The organism is Pedobacter anseongensis, from assembly GCF_037482965.1.
Taxonomy (GTDB): domain Bacteria; phylum Bacteroidota; class Bacteroidia; order Sphingobacteriales; family Sphingobacteriaceae; genus Pedobacter; species Pedobacter anseongensis.
This window is the reverse complement of the sequence record NZ_JBBHKB010000003.1, coordinates 774,798-793,061: the sequence shown is the minus strand read 5'-3', so window position 1 is coordinate 793,061 and position 18,264 is coordinate 774,798. Positions and strand designations below refer to the sequence as shown.

Sequence of the window (18,264 nt, the reverse complement as noted above, 5' to 3'; positions counted from 1 at the left end):
ATACGGTAACGGTTACCGATGCGAACGGTTGCCAGGCTACGAAGACCTTCACGATTACCGAGCCGGCGAGTGCGATTAGCCTATCTGCGGGTTCACAGACCAATATCAGCTGCTTTGGTGGCAGCAACGGTACCGCTTCGGTATCCCCAACGGGCGGTACACCGGGCTATACCTATTCATGGGCACCGAGTGGTGGTACAGCGGCTACGGCCACTGGATTGGTAGCCGGTAGCTATACGGTAACGGTTACCGATGCGAACGGTTGCCAGGCTACGAAGACCTTTACGATTACCCAGCCAAATGCGGTAGCATTGGCATCTGCGACTTTAATCGATGCGACTGTAGGAGTAAATTATGCTCATAATTTTGTGGCGACTGGTGGAAGTGGTTCTTATATGTATGACATTTCTGCGGGTTCGCTTCCAGCCGGATTAACTTTAAATACAAATGGAAGTCTTTCGGGCACACCTAGTGTTGCAGGAACATTCAATTTTAGTGTTAGAGCCACGGAATCGGGCTGCAGTCAATCAACATCTACCAGCTATCAACTTAACATCAACAAAGGGAGTCAGAGTATTACATTTGGTGCTCTTCCTAATAAGACCTATGGAGACGCTCCATTTTTACTAAGCTCGAGCTCCAGCAGTGGGCTAACTACAACTTATGTTTCTTCAAATACCGCTGTTGCTACGATAATTGGGAATTCATTAACGATAGTTGGAGCAGGAAATACCACCATTACAGCATCTCAAGTTGGTGATGGTAATTATAATGGTGCAGTTGCTGTTGATCAGGTATTATCGGTTGGGAAGAAATCCATCACGGTTACTGCCGCAGCCAAAACCAAAACTTATGGCGATGTAGATCCTTTACTTACGTACACATTTAGTCCAGTTCTGGTTACAGGCGACGACTTTACGGGCTCACTTGCAAGAACTTTAGGCGAGAACATCGGCACTTATGCAATAGGTCAGGGAACATTGGCGTTAAGTTCCAACTATATTTTAAATTATACAGGTGCAGACCTTACCATCGGTAAGAAAACCATTACAGTAACCGCCACTGCGAAAACAAAAACCTATGGTGATGTGGATCCGGCATTGGCTTATACCTTTGCCCCTGCATTGGTAACGGGCGACAGCTTTACAGGCGGGTTAACGAGGGCAGTGGGCGAGAACATCGGCAACTATGCAATCGGCCAGGGAACGTTGGCGTTGAACCCAAATTACACGCTCAACTACACAGGTGCAGACCTTAGCATCGGCAAGAAGACCATCACAGTAACCGCTACAGCCAATACCAAAATCTTTGGAGATGTAGATCCTGTACTAGCATACACGTTTAGTCCGGCATTGGTTACGAGCGATAGTTTTACGGGTTCATTAACGAGGGCAGTAGGCGAAAACATTGGTAGTTATACGATAACACAGGGTTCATTAGCACTTAGTACCAACTATACTTTAGCGTATGTAAGCGCAAACTTTATTATCAGTAAGAAGACCATTGCGGTAACGGCCACTGCTAAAACAAAAACCTATGGCGAAGCAGACCCTGCCTTGACTTATACTTTTGCTCCGGCACTGGTTACTGGCGACAGCTTTGCAGGCTCACTTTCAAGGGCTACTGGCGAAAATGTAGGTGCTTATACAATCGGCCAAGGAACACTGGTATTAAGTTCAAACTATACATTAAACTATACAAAAGCAGACCTTAGTATCAACAAAAAGACCATTACGGTATCTGCCTCGGCTAAAACCAAAATTTATGGTGAAGCAGATCCCGCCTTAACCTATACCTTTGCCCCGGCACTGGTTACTGGCGATAGCTTCACAGGTTCTTTAGCAAGAGCTACGGGCGAGAACGTTGGCGATTATGCCATAGGCCAAGGTAATTTGGCTTTGAGTACGAACTATACGTTGAATTATACGGCAGCCAACCTGAGCATCACGAAGAAAACGGTTGCGGTTACTGCTCTTGCAAAAGCCAAGACCTTTGGCGATACCGACCCGGCATTTACGTACACCTTTGCACCAGCACTGGTTACCGGCGATAGCTTTACGGGTTCACTAACAAGGGCGGCAGGCGAGAACATCGGCGACTATACAATCGGGCAGGGAACATTGGCTTTGAGCATGAACTATACGCTAACGTTTACATCTTCAAAACTGACAATAGGCAAGAAAACAATAGATGTTGTTGCCGTTGCAGCATCGAAGCTTTATGGAGAGAGCGATCCAGTTTTCACCTACACTTTCAGTCCTGACCTCGTTAAAGGCGACAGTTTTATCGGCATACTTAAAAGGGCTCCAGGAGAAAACGTGGGCACCTATGCCATTAATCAAGGTACCATTGCAGTAACACCGAATTACCAATTGCTATTTGCTCCTGCAAACCTTACAATTGGTAAGGTTACGGTGAACGTTGCCATGGCCTCTAAAAGTAAGGTGTATGGCGATATTGATCCTGAATTAACCTATACGTACAGTCCAGCACTAGTTTCTGGCGACAACTTTAGTGGCGCACCTTCTCGTACCCCTGGGGAAAACGTTGGAACCTATACCATTGGGTCGGGAACACTATCGTTAAACGAGAACTATGATGTGCAATATTCCCCTGGAACACTGTCAATTTCTCCAAAGGCACTAACAGTTGCCGCTGATGCTAATAGTAAAATATACGGTGATGTTGACCCTCCTCTTACCTATAAGGTGGGCGCCGGACTTGTGAATGGAGATATGCTTACAGGCTCGCTTACTAGGACTGCTGGCGAGAACGCCGGCAACTATCCTATCCTGCAAGGTACACTGAATGGCAACGGAAATTACGCCATCAGCTTTACAGGAAATGTTCTTGGCATAAATAAAAAACCCTTGTTGATTAGTGCCGACAACAAATCGAGGGGACAAGGTATAGCTAATCCACCATTGACGGCAAGTTATTCAGGCTTCATTGCCGGCGAGAACAACAGTGTGTTGAGCGTGCAACCGGTATTATCTACCACCGCGGTGGAGAGCAGTGCCAAAGGCAGCTACCCAATCACTATCGGAGGTGCTTCGGCGGCAAACTACACCATCGGGTACCTAAATGGTACACTTACGGTGTTAGAAGGTTCGATTAGCGACATCGTGTTGACCAGTACACCACTGTATGAAAATGCAGCGTTGAACACGGGCTTCGGTCAGTTGCGCACGGTAGCTGACAATCCTTTGTCATTATTCACTTACAGCCTAGTATCTGGTAATGGAAGTACAGATAATGCATTATTCAATATCTCGGGCAATTTTGTAAGAGTTGCAGCATTGCTTGACTACGAGACTAAAGCGAATTACAGCATCCGCGTTCGCAGCATAGACCAGAATGGACTGTCATTCGAAAAGGTATTCACGATCACATTGATTGATGTGAACGAGGCGCCTACCCTTAACGCACTCGTAGATAGAGCAATCTGTACCACGCCAACCGACCAGATAATTAATCTTACAGGCATTACCCCAGGTCCCGAATCTGGCCAGACTGTAACGCTTGGGGTAAGCAGCAGCAACACTTCTATGTTTAGCAGCTTGACCGTGACTAAGGGAACGGGCACCACGGGTACGCTTAGCTACAGGCTGGCTCCGGGCGCCCAGGGCACAGTAGTGATAACAATTACCGCAACTGATAACGGCGGCATTAGCTTTGGAGGAACCGAGAGTGTAATCCAGCGTTTTGTGCTTACTGTTAACGCATTGCCAGCGCCAAGTATTGCTAGCGACAAGGGTTCGGCCATTTTCAAGGGCGAAACTGCCGTGCTTACAGCTTCGGGAGGAACAAGCTATGTATGGGCAAATGCTAACGGTATAGTTTCTGGACAGAATACGGCCATCCTTACGGTGAAGCCAGAGGCGAACACCACCTATACGGTTACTGCGACCAATGCGAGCGGATGTACGGAAACGAAGACCTTTACGCTCACGGTTACAGATTTACCTATTGAGCGGGGTGCTACGGTTCAGGCAACCAACATCATGTCGCCAAATGGTGATGGGGTGAACGATACCTGGGTGATCGAGGATATTCAGCTCTTTCCAAACAATTCAGTCAGGATCGTAGACCGTGCCGGGCGTTTGGTATACGAGAAAAAGGGCTATGACAATAGCTGGGATGCCACCTTAAGGGGTGCACCGCTCGCCGAGGGTACTTATTACTACATCATCGACTTTGGTGACGGCAAGACCATCAAAAAGGGTTTTATTACCATACTTAGAAAATAGCAAAGGCCAACAGAAACACGTCAACAACTAGATAAGATACATAAATGAAAAAGATATACAGAACATGCCTCCTTGCTCTCGCCCTATTTGGAATCGGGGAGGCAAAGGCACAGCTTAATCCATTAGGTGCTCAGTATTACAATAACGAATACCTCATTAACCCTGCCTACGCGGGAAAGGAGGAGGGACTTAGGATCAACGGAGCCTATCGAAAATTATGGAGCGGACTACCAGGAGCCCCCCTTACCCAAAATATTACAGCAGATTATGGCTTTAACAGAGTAGGAATAGGTGTGAACGTAAACAACGAGAGCGCTGGGCTTTTACGCCAAACGAGGGCTACGGCGAGTTACGCCTATCATCTTCCTTTAGATAGCGGCAAGAACCAGCTTCACTTCGGCCTTGCCATTGGGGTGATGACCCAGCATCTGGACAATAATAATGTGAATGGAAATCCCAATGATATCTCAATCGGCGACTACAATGGCAGAAGGGCTTATATCGATGGTGATTTCGGAATTGCCTATACCTCAGAACGGTTAAGTATACAGGCTTCTATCCCCAACTTGAACGATTTTTTTAACAAGTCGCAGGCCAAAGTGGCCGATTTGGTTACTTTCTACAGCGCCATAGGTTACAACTTCGACCTTAAAGGGGGAATGGAAATTGAACCGAAGGTTGCCTTCCGCGGTATACGGAACTATAAAAATATGTTAGACTTTGGAGGGAGAATGGCTTTTGCAGATCGAAAGTTCTTTTTTACAGGCCTCTATCACAGCAATAAAAGTTCGACGCTGGGAATTGGACTGGATTTTATGAAAAAATATTTGATTTCTGGAATGTATACCACCGAAACTTCGGCACTGAATAGCTATGCCAATGGGAGTTTCGAGCTTAACCTAAGAATCAGCTTTAAAAAATAGCGGTATACGTTTCAGCTTTGGGATATCTCGAGACGAGGAAGCTTTTTATCTCTCCTAGAAGGCTAGGTAGTTGACATATGCTTAATTGGAACCTCAAATTGATGCAAGGAAACAATACTCCAAAAAAAAGTCCCTCAACTTGAGGGACTTTTAAGATCAAATATGATTTTTTAAAAAGAAAAATCGTCGTTGTCTACTTTCGGACTATGCGTATACTCTGCATTTTCAGAATATTCGTAACGTTTTTCTACTACTTCTTGGTGCGATTTAATATATTCGACAGTTTCGGTTAAACCCTCTGTAAACTTCTCGAAATCTTCTTTGTATAAGAAAATTTTGTGTTTAACAAATACACCGTCTTCTAATCTTTTTTTACTCTCTGTCAAAGTAAGGTAATAGTCGCCTGAGCGTGTAGCTTTTACATCAAAAAAATAAGTACGCTTACCCGCTCTTACTTTCTTAGAAAAAACCTCTTCTCTCTCTTTATTGTCAAAATCTCCCATTGTTGTGTGTTGTATAGGTTTAAGGTTGGGGTAAATATAAAGGAATAATTTTCAAACTTCAAAAAAGAAAATCGTATCATTTTCGATTAAATTGAAATTATCCCTGGTTTTCTTCCTCGAGTAATTGATTGTCGTACATTTCGGCATATACTCCACCCAGGTTAAGAAGGTGTTGATGAGTACCTTGTTCGATAATCATCCCATCGTCTAAAACAATAATTTTATCGGCATTCTTAATGGTCGAGATTCGATGTGAAATAATGATACTAGTTTTGCCAAGCATTACTTTACCCAAATTTCCAAGTATCTCTTCTTCTGTCTTGGTATCTACCGCAGATAATGAATCATCAAATATTAATACCGCTGGTTCCTTAATTAAGGCTCTAGCTATAGATACACGCTGTTTTTGTCCGCCAGAAAGGGTTATCCCTCTTTCGCCTAACATGGTCTCAAATTTTTGATCAAAATCGATAATATTGGTATAAACCGCTGCATTTTTAGCTGCTCGTTCAACTTGTTCATCATTAACGGTCGATAAACCAAAAGCGATATTGTTTTTTATGGTATCAGAGAATAAAAAAACCTCTTGGGGTACAAAGCCAATCTGATTTCGGTAATTGCCTAAATTTAAACTTCTTAATTCTTTTCCATCAATTAAAATCTTGCCTGCATCGACATCATACATCCGCATCATCAGATTAGCTAAAGTAGATTTACCAGATCCTGTGCGCCCAATGATGGCGATAAACTGTCCTTTCTCTACTTCAAAGCTAATGTTTTTAATCGCTTCAATCCCTGTATCTGGATAAGTAAAACTTACATTCTTAAAGCTTATCTTTCCGTTAATAGCAGGGGTTAATGGGTTGGATGAAGTAATGTCAGACTTTAACTGCAAAAATTCATTTATCCGTTTTTGTGATGCCGCTGCACGCTGAATTAGCGTAGTAACCCATCCCAGCATGGTTACTGGGAAAGTTAATTGATTAACATACACAATAAATTCAGCAATGTTGCCTGGCGTAATAGCACCCTCAATTACCTGTTTTCCACCAATATAAACGGTTAGTATAGTGCTTAACCCAACCAATAATAACATGGTTGGGTAAAATAAGGCCTGTGTTTTTACCAGACCCATAGCACTGCTTTTGTAGGCTTCGCTTTCGTTGGCAAAGATTTGCTGACTATGTTCTTCTCTTACATATGATTTGATCACACGAATACCTGAAAAGCGCTCTTGCACAAAACTAGATAGCTTTGAAAGCTGTTGTTGTATCTTTTCACTTTTTAAATTAATTAAAGTGTTTACATAATAAATGGTAACCACCAAAACAGGTAAAGGAAGCAAACAATAAATAGCTAGTGTAACATTTACAGAAAACATAAAATAAATAATCAAACAAAAGAGTACAGCTGTATTTATAGTGTACATAATGGCGGGTCCTACGTACATACGAACTCGATTTACATCTTCGGTAGCACGGTTCATTAAATCGCCAGTGTTGTTACGGCGATAGAAACCTAAGCTTAATTCTTGATAATGCGAGTAGATTTCGTTTTTCATATCGTACTCGATGTGTCTCGACATTAGAATAATGGTTTGACGCATAAAGAATAAAAACAAGCCTCTAAGCAGGTAAAGCACAAGAATAAGCAATCCAAAAAAGAACAGACTATAACTAAAAATATCGTACACAATGGTTTGCCGCTCGAAACCATTAAATAAACTATAAATGGCTATATTTTCGGTAATGATATTAAAGGCATGGCCAACCACTTGAGCAGGCACTACACCAAAAATATTAGAGATAATTACGAAGAAAATACCCGGAATAATCCACCACTTGTATTTATAGAAGTATTTGTTTAAAAACGCTAGGTGCCTCATTGAACCGTAAAGTTAGCAAAATTCTCAACACCTCGCAGGTTTCAGTTGGATACGCAAGGTAAACCTGCGAGGTGTGCTCTTTTAAAACGTTTTAAAATACTTAATAAAATAATGGATTTTTATCTTAATTTTGCGTCTTATCAATTCAACTTGTATGTCTGGTAATAGTTCTGCCGTTACTTCTATATTGGATCAATTAAGTGCTTCGGGCCACAAAAAAGTGGTTTTTTGCAACGACCCCGATACCGGCCTTAAAGCTATTATTGCTATTCACGATACTACATTAGGCCCTGCTTTGGGAGGCACACGCATGTGGAACTATAACAGCGAGGCTGAAGCTCTTGAAGATGTACTTCGCTTATCAAAAGCCATGACTTACAAAGCATCCATTTCGGGCCTAAATTTAGGTGGTGGTAAGGCCGTAATTATAGGTGATTCGAGAAAAGCAAAAACAGAAGCTTTAATGCGCAGTTATGGTAGGTTTATTAAAAACCTTAATGGCGAGTTTGTAACGGCCGAAGACATGGGCACCACAACAAGAGATATGGAATACATTCGCATGGAAACAGACCATGTAACCGGTGTGCCCGAATCTATTGGAGGTGCAGGAGATCCTGCTCCAATAACAGCGAAAGGTGTTTTTTTAGGGATTAAAGCTTGTGTTAAAGAAGTATTTGGTACAGATATGTTGGCAGGGAGATCAGTAGTGGTACAAGGCATTGGCAACGTTGGTGAGCATTTGGTAGAGTTGCTACGAAAAGAAAACGTGGAAGTTTATGTGAGTGATATTAACGAAGAGCGTTTGCAACAAGTTGCGAGGAAGTATAAAGCAAAAGCTATCGACGCCGATAAAATTTTTACCATTGGGGCCGATATTTATGCGCCATGTGCTTTAGGTGCAATCGTTAATGAAAAAACCATTGAAAAAATGAAATTTGGCATCATTGCTGGGTCTGCAAATAACCAATTAGGTGATGAAGAAAAGCATGGGCAGCTGTTGTTAGATAAAGGTATTTTGTATGCACCCGATTACCTGATTAATGCAGGGGGATTAATTAACTGCTACTCCGAGCTAACGGGTTTTGGTAAAAAAAGAACTATGCAGCTTACCGAAAATATTTACAACGCTACTCGCGAAGTAATTAAATTATCAAAAGCCGAAAATATACCAACTAACTTAGCGGCAAGCCGAATTGCCGAAAAGCGAATTGCAGACATCAAAAAAATAAAATCATCCTATTAATTTATAACCCGTACAATTTACTACTCGTTCTTACATTCATTTCATGTTAAATAGAAGGCACTTAAGGATTAAAGCTCTGCAAAACATTTTTGCTTGGCAAATGACAGAAAAGAAAGACAGCGTTAGCAGTCAGAAAACATTAATGCAAAGCATTGACAGTGTTTATGAAATGTATGTGCGCATGTTAGCCCTTTTGGTTGACGTAACTGAATATACTGCTATTGATGCCGCAGAAAGAGCAAATAAACACCTGCCAACGGCCGAAGATTTAAGTCCGAACCAAAAATTATTATACAATAAATTTGCTGTAGTATTAAAGCAAAACCCCGAATATACTGCTGCTGTTAATAAATATCAGATTAATTGGCATTCGGATCCCGAATTGGTAAAATCAATTTTCATTAAGTTAAAGGATACCAAAGAGTTCGCAGCTTATTTAGCCGAAGAAGATGAAACTTTAGAAAGTTCGAAAGAAATTATCAAATTTATTTTTAGAAAGGTTTTATTGAAAAACCTAAACATAATTCAGGCTTTTGAAGATAAATTTATCAATTGGCCAGTAGATAGTGAGGTAATGAAAGGGATGATTGCTAAAACGGTTAAGAACTTTACATCAGAAGATCCATTTAAGAACAAATTAACGCCTATTAGTGCCGATTGGGCAGAAGATAGCCGGTTTGTGAAAGATCTTTTTGCTTACACCATTAAGAATGATGCAGCTTATCAGGAATTAATTGCCGAGCGGACTAAAAACTGGGAATCGGAAAGAATTGCATTAATGGATACTATTTTAATGAAAATGGCTATTTGTGAATTGATGAATTTTCCTTCTATACCAGTTAAAGTAACCATTAATGAATATTTAGAATTATCTAAAGATTACAGTACACCGAAAAGTAATTCGTTTATTAACGGTATATTGGATAAAATTTTAAATGATTTGAAGCGAACAAATAGTATTAAAAAAATAGGTAGAGGCTTAATAGAAGATTAAATATGAGGAAACTAATTTTAGGTTTAGGTATCGTAGTGTCATTATCTGCTTGCCATAGCAAAGATTCATCAACTGCAGTTGTACTCGATTCGACAGGAAAAGTAATTTCGGCAGTTAACGCTCCGGTTATCAAATTCGAAGAAGAATTGTACGATTTCGGTAAAATTACTGAAGGTACAAGCGTTAAGTACGAGTTTAAATTTAAAAATACTGGTAAGACAGCCCTCATCATTAGCAATGCCACGGCAACTTGCGGATGTACGGTTCCTGAATATCCTACTAAGCCCATTAAACCTGGTGATAGTGGAAATATTAAAGTGGTTTTTAACAGTCAGGGCAAAGAAGGGATGCAAGATAAGGTAGTGTCTATCATTTCGAATGCCAATCCGTATTTAGCTACTTTGCACTTGGTGGGTGAAGTGGTGAAGAAAAAATAATTTGCTAATTAGCAAATTTACCAATTAACGAATTAACAAATATAAAATAACGATGACAACAATAATCTTACAAGCAAACAACAGTATGTTGAGCACAATAGTACCTATGGTTTTAATCATGATCGTTTTCTATTTCTTTATGATCAGACCTCAGGTAAAAAAAGCAAAAGATCATAAAAAATTAGTAGAAGATTTAAAAATAGGTGATAAAATTGTAACTACAGCAGGTATACACGGTAAAATTGTTGGTAGTAATGACACTACATTTTTAATCGAAGTAGAGGGGGGTACAAAAATTCGCTTCGATAAGTCGGCCATCTCTTTAGACGCAACCAAAGCGGCAACTACTGCTGCTTTACCAAAAGCATAATAAAAATAATTTAAGCTAAGCCGCTCTTTCCGTAATTTCGAGAGAGCGGCTTTTTTTTGTAATTTTACCAATATGCCATTTATTAAATTAACTAAGGTAGAACGTAAAAGATTTCTGGTGCTGGTGGCCTGTCTTTTTTGTGCAGTGGCCGCATGGTTATTTATGGCCCTAAATCATAAATATGTTTATACGGCAAAAACGGTTTTGATATATAAGGATTTTCCTCAAAAAAAGGCCTTTAAGGCATTGCAAACCGATACTGTTGACCTACAAGTGGAAGGGACTGGATGGCAATTATTGTTTGCTCGACTTAGGGTAAACCCTCAATCTATATCCGTAAGTTTAGAAAAATTAAATACTCGAAATTTTATCTTATTTTCTGAACAATTATCTGCCGTAAACAAGCAGCTAGAAACTTCGCAGAAAATTATTTCTGTTAAACCAGATACCTTGTATTTCGATTTCTCGAAGCGAACAAACAAACGAGTACCTGTTAAACTACGCTACGATTTTACCTTTATTAAACAGTTCGATATAGCAAGCAGAATTCAAATTAAGCCATCTTATGTAAATATATCGGGGCCTCAAGAAGAGTTGGCGAAAATTAAGGAATGGTACACGGATACGCTAAAACTTGTAGATTTACAGCAATCGGCAAGTGCACGTGTAACCATGAAAGTAAATAACATCGCTAACGTGAGCATTTATCCAACAAGTGTTGGGGTAAAAGTACCTATTGATGAATTTACAGAAAAAACAGTCGAAGTGCCATTAAATTTAATCAATAACCGTGACTTTTACAATTTTAAACTTTATCCAAAAAAAGTAAAAATTACATTTATGGTGGCATTATCGAGATATGAGGAAGTTGATGAAGATTTTATTGTTGCCAATGTAGATGTTAACGAATGGAAATTGCTAAAACATGAACAATTAACCGTGAAAATAGCACGATTCCCCGAATATTGTAAGCTGGTGAAAATTAGTCCAGCCAAGATTAATTTTATTATCGAGAAGTAATGCTAAAGATTGGGATTACAGGAGGGATAGGGAGTGGAAAAACTACCGTTTGTAAGGTGTTTGAAGTGTTGGGTGTACCTGTCTTTTATGCAGATGTAGCTGCTAAGTTGGCTATGACAAACGATCCTGTCTTGGTTGATGGGGTTAAAAAAACCTTCGGATATCAAAGCTATCATAAGGATGGCACCTTAAATAATGCACATATTGCCGCTATTGTATTTAATAAGCAAACAGAATTAGATAAATTAAATGCATTGGTACATCCTGCTGTTTTTAAGGCTTTTGAACAATGGGTAAGTTCAAAATCAACACCCTATGTGTTAAAAGAAGCGGCCTTGTTATTCGAAAGCGGTTCTTATCGGCAATGCGATAAAAGTATTTTGGTTACTTCGCCAATTGCCCTAAAACTAGAAAGAGTAATGCACCGCGACCATGTTAGTGAAGCGCAGGTAATTGCTAGAATGAATAAACAATTTACAGATGATGAAAAGGCTAAAATGGCAGATTATTTTATTTCTAATACAGCAGCAGATTCGATTATACTACAAGTACTTACCTTGCATGAGGAGTTTTTGCTATGATTCTCCAAGATTTCATCACTCAAACTAAAACAGGTCTTTTTTGTAGCTATGGGAATTTTTACCTAGATCCTAAAGAACCTGTAGTATCGGCAGTTATTTCCCATGCTCATGGGGATCATGCGGTAGGGGGCAATCAGTACGTATATTGTACAAAGCCAACAATGGTTTTTATGCAACATCGCTATAAGAAATTTGCAGCAGCTAACTTTATCGTAAAAGAATATGGTCGTAAATTTGAGTTAAATGGGGTACAGATTAGCTTTTATCCTGCCGGACACATGTTGGGCTCTGCGCTGGTGTTAATGGAATATAAAGGTGCTCGCTACTTGTATACGGGTGATTATAAATTAGAAGCAGATGATACCTGCGAGCCAATCGAATTTGTGAAGGCCGATGTACTGATTACAGAAACCACTTTCGCTAAACCCGAAACTAAACATCCTAATGCCATCGAAGAAATAAAAAAACTAAATACTCTTCACCGCAACATCATGCTGGGTGCTTATGCTTTAGGGAAAAGTCAACGCTTAGTTGCCATGATTAATCAACATTGTAATAAAAAAAGGATACTTATACACCATAGTATTCTTCCATTTATAAAAATTTATGAAGAATTGGGCGTTACTTTAGGAAAGTATGAAGCTTACGATAGGAAAGTGATGAAAAATAACCAGACGGACTTAATTTATATTGTGCCCCCAATGGTTTATCACAGCTATTTTAAGGCTATAAATGTGGTGCGGATATTTGCGACCGGCTGGAAGCATCTTCAAAGCAATAATGAAATTCAATTGTATATATCCGATCATGTAGATTGGGAAGCCATCTTAGAAACCATCACCAAGGTTAAGCCTAGTGAGGTTTGGACTACACATGGGAGTGGAACCGCATTGCAAAACCATTTCGAAAAAAGTTTGGTCGTTAAATTGCTTAACTAATGGAAGAAGAGGTAGACTATTATTTTAATGAAGATGGGCTAATGGTTTTTACAGCGGCATATCATCTCAAACGAGGGTATTGTTGTAAGAATAAATGTAAGCACTGTCCATGGAGGAATAGGGAGCAAAGTATTGAGCCTGGAGTCGATAGTCTTGAGTCTAATTCTCTGAAAAAAATAGACGCCCGACTGAAGGCGGATGACTGAAGACTGGAATCAATGCCCAGCGCTATAAAACCCAACTAATGCTACGCCTAAGCCTGCTAATACCGCAAGCATTTTCTTTTTGTTAATTTTATGATCGGCATTCGATTCGAAAAGTATGGTGGTAGAAATGTGCAAGAAAATTCCAATCACAATACCCATTACTTTATTAAAATACGGTTCCACACCACTAATGCTTCCGTTACTTAAACTTTCGCTAAAATAGTACCCGATCGGCGCCATTAATGCAAATATGGTGATGAAAAACACGATGGATTTAGCTTTAAAATGGTTCTGAATTAGAATGCTGGCCAAAGCAAACGCTGCTGGAATGTGGTGAAGCGAAATACCAAATATTAACTCATTATTTTGATCCTTAACAAGTGGCATTCCTTCTAAAAATGCATGCAAACATAAACTGATCATAATGCCATAAGGAAAAGCATGGCTTTCACTATGCTTGTGGATGTGTCCATGCTCTACACCTTCAGAAAACTGCTCTAAAAATATTTGTAGTAAAAAACCAATCAAAATGAAAATACCGATTTCATGTTTATCTGTACCACTATAGGCATCGGGAATGAGATGCAAGACGGTAATAGCAAATAAATAAGCACCACTAAAGGATAAAATAAGCTTTAGGGCCTGAGATTTATCGTTTTTCACTAAAAAAATGGAAAGCCCTCCTAAAAAGGCACAAAAAAACAAGACAAGGAATTTCCAGATTTCCATTTACAGATTGGGTTGTAATTTTTTATAAATGAGTGAAGTAATTAAACCTATGCAGGTTCCCAAAATTGCACCAACGAGTGTATCTATGGGGTAATGAACACCAACATAAATTTGAGCAAAAGCAATTAAGGCCGCCCAAATTAATGCTAAAGGTAAAATTGGTTTCCATTTTCGGTAAAATATTCCAATTAAAAATAATGCAATCGCAAAATGATTAGTTGCATGGGCCGATGGAAAACTATACCCACTACCACAAGGAACACGTTTAATTATTTTGCTCGCTAAATTAATTTCATTACAAGGACGTACGCGTTGAACAGTATGTTTTATTACCCTAGATGCCATTAAGTCGCCTATACCAAAGGTAATCAGTAGGCCTAATATAATATAATAACCTTGCTTTTTATAGCGTATAATGCAGAAAGCGATGATAAAAATATAGAGTGGTGCCCAAAAAAAACGATTCCGTAGTAAGGGCATGATTACGTCAAAAAAATCGTTACTCATACCCTTGTTAATTTTTAAAAATAACTCGGCATCGAATTGTTGTAACTCTGCTATCATGCTTTTTTGCAAACTAAAATTAGCCGATCCGATTTTATTTCATTAAATTCTTCAAGCGCATAGTTTCCAAAAGAAGTGGCGATGTACAAACCAGCTTTGGTTAACATCCGCTCAAAGTCTTGAAAAGAAAACGCCTGTACGCGCTCTTCAAAAGCATAAGCTTTAAGGCGATGCTCGAAATTAATATGCTTAATAATTTTTCTTTCGGCAACAAATTTATGCAAATGAAATTCAATGCCATCTATCGTTTTAATTTCCTGTTGCGTTAAGTTTTTAATTATTTTCTGAGTATTGAAATAATCTATCACCAAGGTCCCATCAATTTTTAAGGCTTTTCTGAAAGCTTTTAAAGCATTAACATGCTCTTTTTCAGTATCGAAATAACCAAAGCTAGTAAAAAGGTTGAGCGCAATATCGTAATAGTTAATGTAGGCGAGCTTTCGCATATCGTGAACATAAAAATGAAGGTTTTTTTGCTCAAATTGCTGTGCGTATTTAATGCTTTGCTCTGATAAATCTATACCAGTAACATCATAGCCTTTTTTATTGAGATAAATGGCGTGTCTACCTCTTCCGCAAGCGATATCTAATATGCGGCTATCTTTTTTGGGTGCCAAGTAAGCAGAGAGGTTGTCAATTAAAAATTCGGCCTCTTCATCATTCCGTTGATTGTAGAGGATGTGATAGTAGGGTGAATTAAACCAGAATTGAAACCATTTTCGCTGCATTATCCTAATTTGTTTGACGTTTTTAGAAGAGCAAACTTAGATAAATTACTTTTATCTGCAATAAAATTGTTAGTATATAAAAGTAATTATTGATATGCGTGTATTGTTCTCTCCTCCACAATTGGAAAATAAGTGCTAACTGAGGAAATATAGCTTTTAAAAAATTACCTTATGATGTATTCAATAAGGTGGTTTTTTCTTATTTTTGTGAAAATCTACAAGAACTTGACATTAATAAAATCTATTTCAGGAATAAGGGGGACCATTGGCGGGAAAGCGGGCGACGGGTTAACCCCAATCGATATCGTTAAATTTACTGCTGCTTATGGGGCATGGGTAATTAGCAAAACTCAAAATAAAAAAATTGTAATTGGTCGCGATGCACGAATTTCAGGCCAAATGGTTAATAATTTGGTAATTGGAACCTTGCAGGGCTTAGGTATTGAAGTAATAGATTTGGGTTTATCAACTACGCCAACTGTTGAAATTGCGGTTCCAATGGAAAAAGCTGGTGGTGGCATAATTTTAACAGCTAGTCATAATCCAAAGCAATGGAATGCACTTAAGTTGTTAAATGAGAAGGGTGAATTTATTAGTGATGCTGATGGGAAAGAAGTGTTAGAAAAGGCCGAAGCAGCCGATTTTGCTTTCGCGGAGGTTAGCGATCTTGGAAAAGTTATTGCTAACGACACTTATCTTCAAAAACACATCGATGCTATTCTTGCCTTACCATTGGTTGATGTAGAGGCGATTAGAAAAGCTGATTTCAAGATTGCGATAGACTGTGTAAATTCTAGCGGAGGAATATTTATTCCAGCCTTGTTAAGTGCGCTAGGCGTTCAAACCGTTTACGAATTGTATTGTGAACCGAATGGCGAATTTCCTCATAATCCAGAGCCTTTGCCAGAGAATTTAACTGAAATTGCAAGAGTAGTGCAAGAAAAGCGGGCCGATTTAGGCATTGTGGTAGATCCTGATGTAGATCGACTTTGTTTTGTAAATGAGGATGGAACCATGTTTGGGGAGGAGTATACTTTAGTAGCAGTCGCTGATTATGTATTGAAAAATACCCCTGGCAACACGGTATCAAATCTGTCCTCAACCAGAGCGTTAAGAGATGTAACAGAAAGATCTGGAAATATATATACCGCAGCTGCAGTTGGAGAAGTAAATGTTGTAAACCAAATGAAAGCGAGCAGTGCTGTAATTGGTGGTGAAGGAAATGGAGGCATTATTTATCCAGAGTCGCATTATGGCAGAGATGCTTTAGTGGGTATTGCCTTGTTTCTAACGCACCTAGCAAAATTTGGTAAATCTATCTCCTTATTAAGAAGTTCCTACCCAGCTTATTATATCTCGAAGAACAAAATTACGCTCACGCCTGAAATGGATATCGATGCGCTATTGGTAAAAGTGCAAGAAAAATATAAAAACGAGAAAACAAGTACGATAGACGGCTTAAAAATCGATTTTGCAAAGGAATGGGTACATTTACGTAGGTCAAATACCGAACCTATCATTCGAATTTACAGCGAGGCTGAAAATGAAACCGTGGCCGAAAACCTTGCCAATAAAATTATTTCAGATATTAAGGAAATTTTAAAGCTAAATTAATGAGAAGAGTTTATTTAGACAATGCTGCCACTACTCCATTAGATCCAGCAGTTATCGCAGAGATGACAAATGTAATGGAAAACTATTTCGGTAATCCTTCGGCAATCCATGCATTAGGCCGTGAAGTAAGAACATTGGTAGAGAAGGCCAGAAAAAGTGTAGCTAATCTATTAAATGCTTCTCCTTCTGAGATATTTTTTACGTCAGGTGGAACAGAAGCTGATAATACAGCAATTCGATGTGGTATTTCTGCATATGGCATTAAACATGCAATTACTTCTAAAATAGAACATCATGCGGTTGAACATACCTTAAACATGATGCTCAAAGATGGACAGATTGACAAACTTAGCTTTGTGAATATCGATGATAAAGGGGCAATTGATTATGTGCACCTTGAAGAGCTTTTGCAAAATAATGAACGTAGTTTTGTATCCTTAATGCATGCCAATAACGAATTAGGTACCTTAACTGATATGGAAAAGGTAGGCGATATCTGTGAACAGTACAACGCTATTTATCATGCAGATACTGTTCAAACTATGGGTCATTATATACACGATGTACGTAAGCTTAAAGCACATTTCATTGTATGTGCTGCACATAAATTACATGGGCCAAAAGGAGTAGGATTCTTATTTGTAAACAGTAATATCAAAATCCCACCTATGATTTATGGCGGTGCGCAAGAACGAAACATGCGTGGTGGAACCGAAAACGTATATGGAATAGTAGGCTTGTCTAAAGCCTTAGAAATTGCATATGCCGAAATGGAAGCGCATCAATTGCATATTCAAGAGTTAAAAGATTACTTAAAAGCACAACTCATTGCCGAAATACCAGGTATTGCATTTAACGGCGAAACCGAGGCAAGCAAAAGTTTATATACCGTGTTAAATGTATCTTTCCCAGAGATGGACATGGCCGATATGTTATTGTTTAATCTCGATATCAATGGTATCTGTGCTTCGGGGGGTAGTGCTTGTTCATCAGGTTCTAATATTGGATCTCATGTTTTAAATGGCATTAATGCCGATCCAAACCGGCCGTCCGTACGTTTTTCTTTTAGCAAATACACCACCAAAGAAGATTTAGATTATGTGATGGAGAAGGTTAAAATGGTAGTGAAGCAAAATGCGCTGGCATAATTTTTCACCAACCTAAAGCTTTTACCACATAGGCACATAGATTAAATAGTATTCAGGTGCATTAGCTATGCAACCTATGTTTCTGTGTGGTTAAAAAAAATAGAACAATTCTTTTTTGTAGTTGTTATTTA

17 protein-coding genes are annotated in these 18,264 nt (G+C 39.1%); 12 read left to right on the top strand and 5 right to left on the bottom strand.

All coding sequences use genetic code 11. The features are described from left to right. The coding region (locus tag WG904_RS14235; RefSeq protein WP_339579995.1) for an MBG domain-containing protein at nt 1-4,250 on the top strand (4,250 nt) is incomplete at its 5' end. A gap of 44 nt (nt 4,251-4,294) precedes the next feature. Continuing rightward, entirely contained in the window at nt 4,295-5,173 is an 879-nt protein-coding gene (locus WG904_RS14230; protein WP_339579994.1) for a PorP/SprF family type IX secretion system membrane protein, read from the top strand. A 170-nt stretch (nt 5,174-5,343) separates the two neighbouring features. Here the strand turns inward: WG904_RS14230 and WG904_RS14225 are convergent, their stop codons facing one another. Both WG904_RS14225 and WG904_RS14220 read right to left on the bottom strand, forming a co-directional pair. Continuing rightward, on the bottom strand, nt 5,344-5,676 hold the full coding sequence (locus WG904_RS14225; RefSeq protein ID WP_339579993.1) for a DUF3276 family protein: 333 nt from the start codon (nt 5,674-5,676) through the stop codon (nt 5,344-5,346). A 97-nt stretch (nt 5,677-5,773) separates the two neighbouring features. Continuing rightward, on the bottom strand, nt 5,774-7,561 hold the full coding sequence (locus WG904_RS14220) for an ABC transporter ATP-binding protein (protein WP_339579992.1): 1,788 nt from the start codon (nt 7,559-7,561) through the stop codon (nt 5,774-5,776). A 154-nt stretch (nt 7,562-7,715) separates the two neighbouring features. On the opposite strand from WG904_RS14220, the gene WG904_RS14215 reads away from it, so the two are divergent. The 8 genes from WG904_RS14215 (at nt 7,716) to WG904_RS14180 (ending at nt 13,350) form a co-directional block, all read left to right on the top strand. Next, nucleotides 7,716-8,804: a Glu/Leu/Phe/Val family dehydrogenase gene (locus tag WG904_RS14215; protein WP_339579991.1), complete on the top strand. Its 1,089-nt coding sequence runs from the start codon at nt 7,716-7,718 to the stop codon at nt 8,802-8,804. A gap of 100 nt (nt 8,805-8,904) precedes the next feature. Further along, nucleotides 8,905-9,798: a transcription antitermination factor NusB gene (nusB, locus tag WG904_RS14210; protein ID WP_339579990.1), complete on the top strand. Its 894-nt coding sequence runs from the start codon at nt 8,905-8,907 to the stop codon at nt 9,796-9,798. Nucleotides 9,799-9,800: 2 nt separating this feature from the next. Beyond that, nucleotides 9,801-10,235: a DUF1573 domain-containing protein gene (locus WG904_RS14205; RefSeq protein ID WP_339579989.1), complete on the top strand. Its 435-nt coding sequence runs from the start codon at nt 9,801-9,803 to the stop codon at nt 10,233-10,235. A 52-nt stretch (nt 10,236-10,287) separates the two neighbouring features. Beyond that, complete coding sequence (gene yajC / locus WG904_RS14200; protein WP_339579988.1) at nt 10,288-10,605, top strand: preprotein translocase subunit YajC; 318 nt, start codon at nt 10,288-10,290, stop codon at nt 10,603-10,605. Nucleotides 10,606-10,677: 72 nt separating this feature from the next. Then, nucleotides 10,678-11,625, top strand: coding sequence for a CdaR family protein (locus WG904_RS14195; protein WP_339579987.1), 948 nt, complete (start codon nt 10,678-10,680; stop codon nt 11,623-11,625). Next, on the top strand, nt 11,625-12,206 hold the full coding sequence (gene coaE, locus WG904_RS14190; RefSeq protein ID WP_339579986.1) for a dephospho-CoA kinase: 582 nt from the start codon (nt 11,625-11,627) through the stop codon (nt 12,204-12,206). The genes WG904_RS14195 and coaE overlap by 1 nt, the downstream gene beginning before the upstream one ends. Continuing rightward, entirely contained in the window at nt 12,203-13,144 is a 942-nt protein-coding gene (locus WG904_RS14185; protein WP_339579985.1) for an exonuclease, read from the top strand. The genes coaE and WG904_RS14185 overlap by 4 nt, the downstream gene beginning before the upstream one ends. Then, nucleotides 13,144-13,350, top strand: a complete 207-nt coding sequence (locus WG904_RS14180) for a C1orf53 family protein (RefSeq protein ID WP_339579984.1) — start codon at nt 13,144-13,146, stop codon at nt 13,348-13,350. The genes WG904_RS14185 and WG904_RS14180 overlap by 1 nt, the downstream gene beginning before the upstream one ends. Nucleotides 13,351-13,359: 9 nt before the next feature. On the opposite strand, the gene WG904_RS14175 is transcribed toward WG904_RS14180, so the two are convergent. Genes WG904_RS14175 through WG904_RS14165 form a run of 3 tightly spaced genes read right to left on the bottom strand, consistent with a single transcriptional unit; the run spans nt 13,360 to nt 15,371 of the window. Beyond that, complete coding sequence (locus WG904_RS14175; protein ID WP_339579983.1) at nt 13,360-14,079, bottom strand: ZIP family metal transporter; 720 nt, start codon at nt 14,077-14,079, stop codon at nt 13,360-13,362. Next, nucleotides 14,080-14,643 (bottom strand): phosphatase PAP2 family protein, encoded by a 564-nt coding sequence (locus tag WG904_RS14170; RefSeq protein WP_339579982.1) that lies wholly within the window; start codon nt 14,641-14,643, stop codon nt 14,080-14,082. It abuts the gene before it with no gap. Next, the gene (locus WG904_RS14165; RefSeq protein WP_339579981.1) at nt 14,640-15,371 is read right to left on the bottom strand and encodes a class I SAM-dependent methyltransferase; all 732 of its coding nucleotides are present in this window, start codon (nt 15,369-15,371) and stop codon (nt 14,640-14,642) included. The genes WG904_RS14170 and WG904_RS14165 overlap by 4 nt, the downstream gene beginning before the upstream one ends. A gap of 225 nt (nt 15,372-15,596) precedes the next feature. On the opposite strand from WG904_RS14165, the gene glmM reads away from it, so the two are divergent. Beyond that, nucleotides 15,597-16,985, top strand: coding sequence for a phosphoglucosamine mutase (gene glmM / locus WG904_RS14160; RefSeq protein ID WP_339579980.1), 1,389 nt, complete (start codon nt 15,597-15,599; stop codon nt 16,983-16,985). After that, nucleotides 16,985-18,133, top strand: coding sequence for a cysteine desulfurase family protein (locus WG904_RS14155; protein ID WP_339579979.1), 1,149 nt, complete (start codon nt 16,985-16,987; stop codon nt 18,131-18,133). Before glmM ends, WG904_RS14155 begins: the two co-directional genes overlap by 1 nt. The last annotated feature ends 131 nt before the right edge of the window (nt 18,134-18,264 follow it).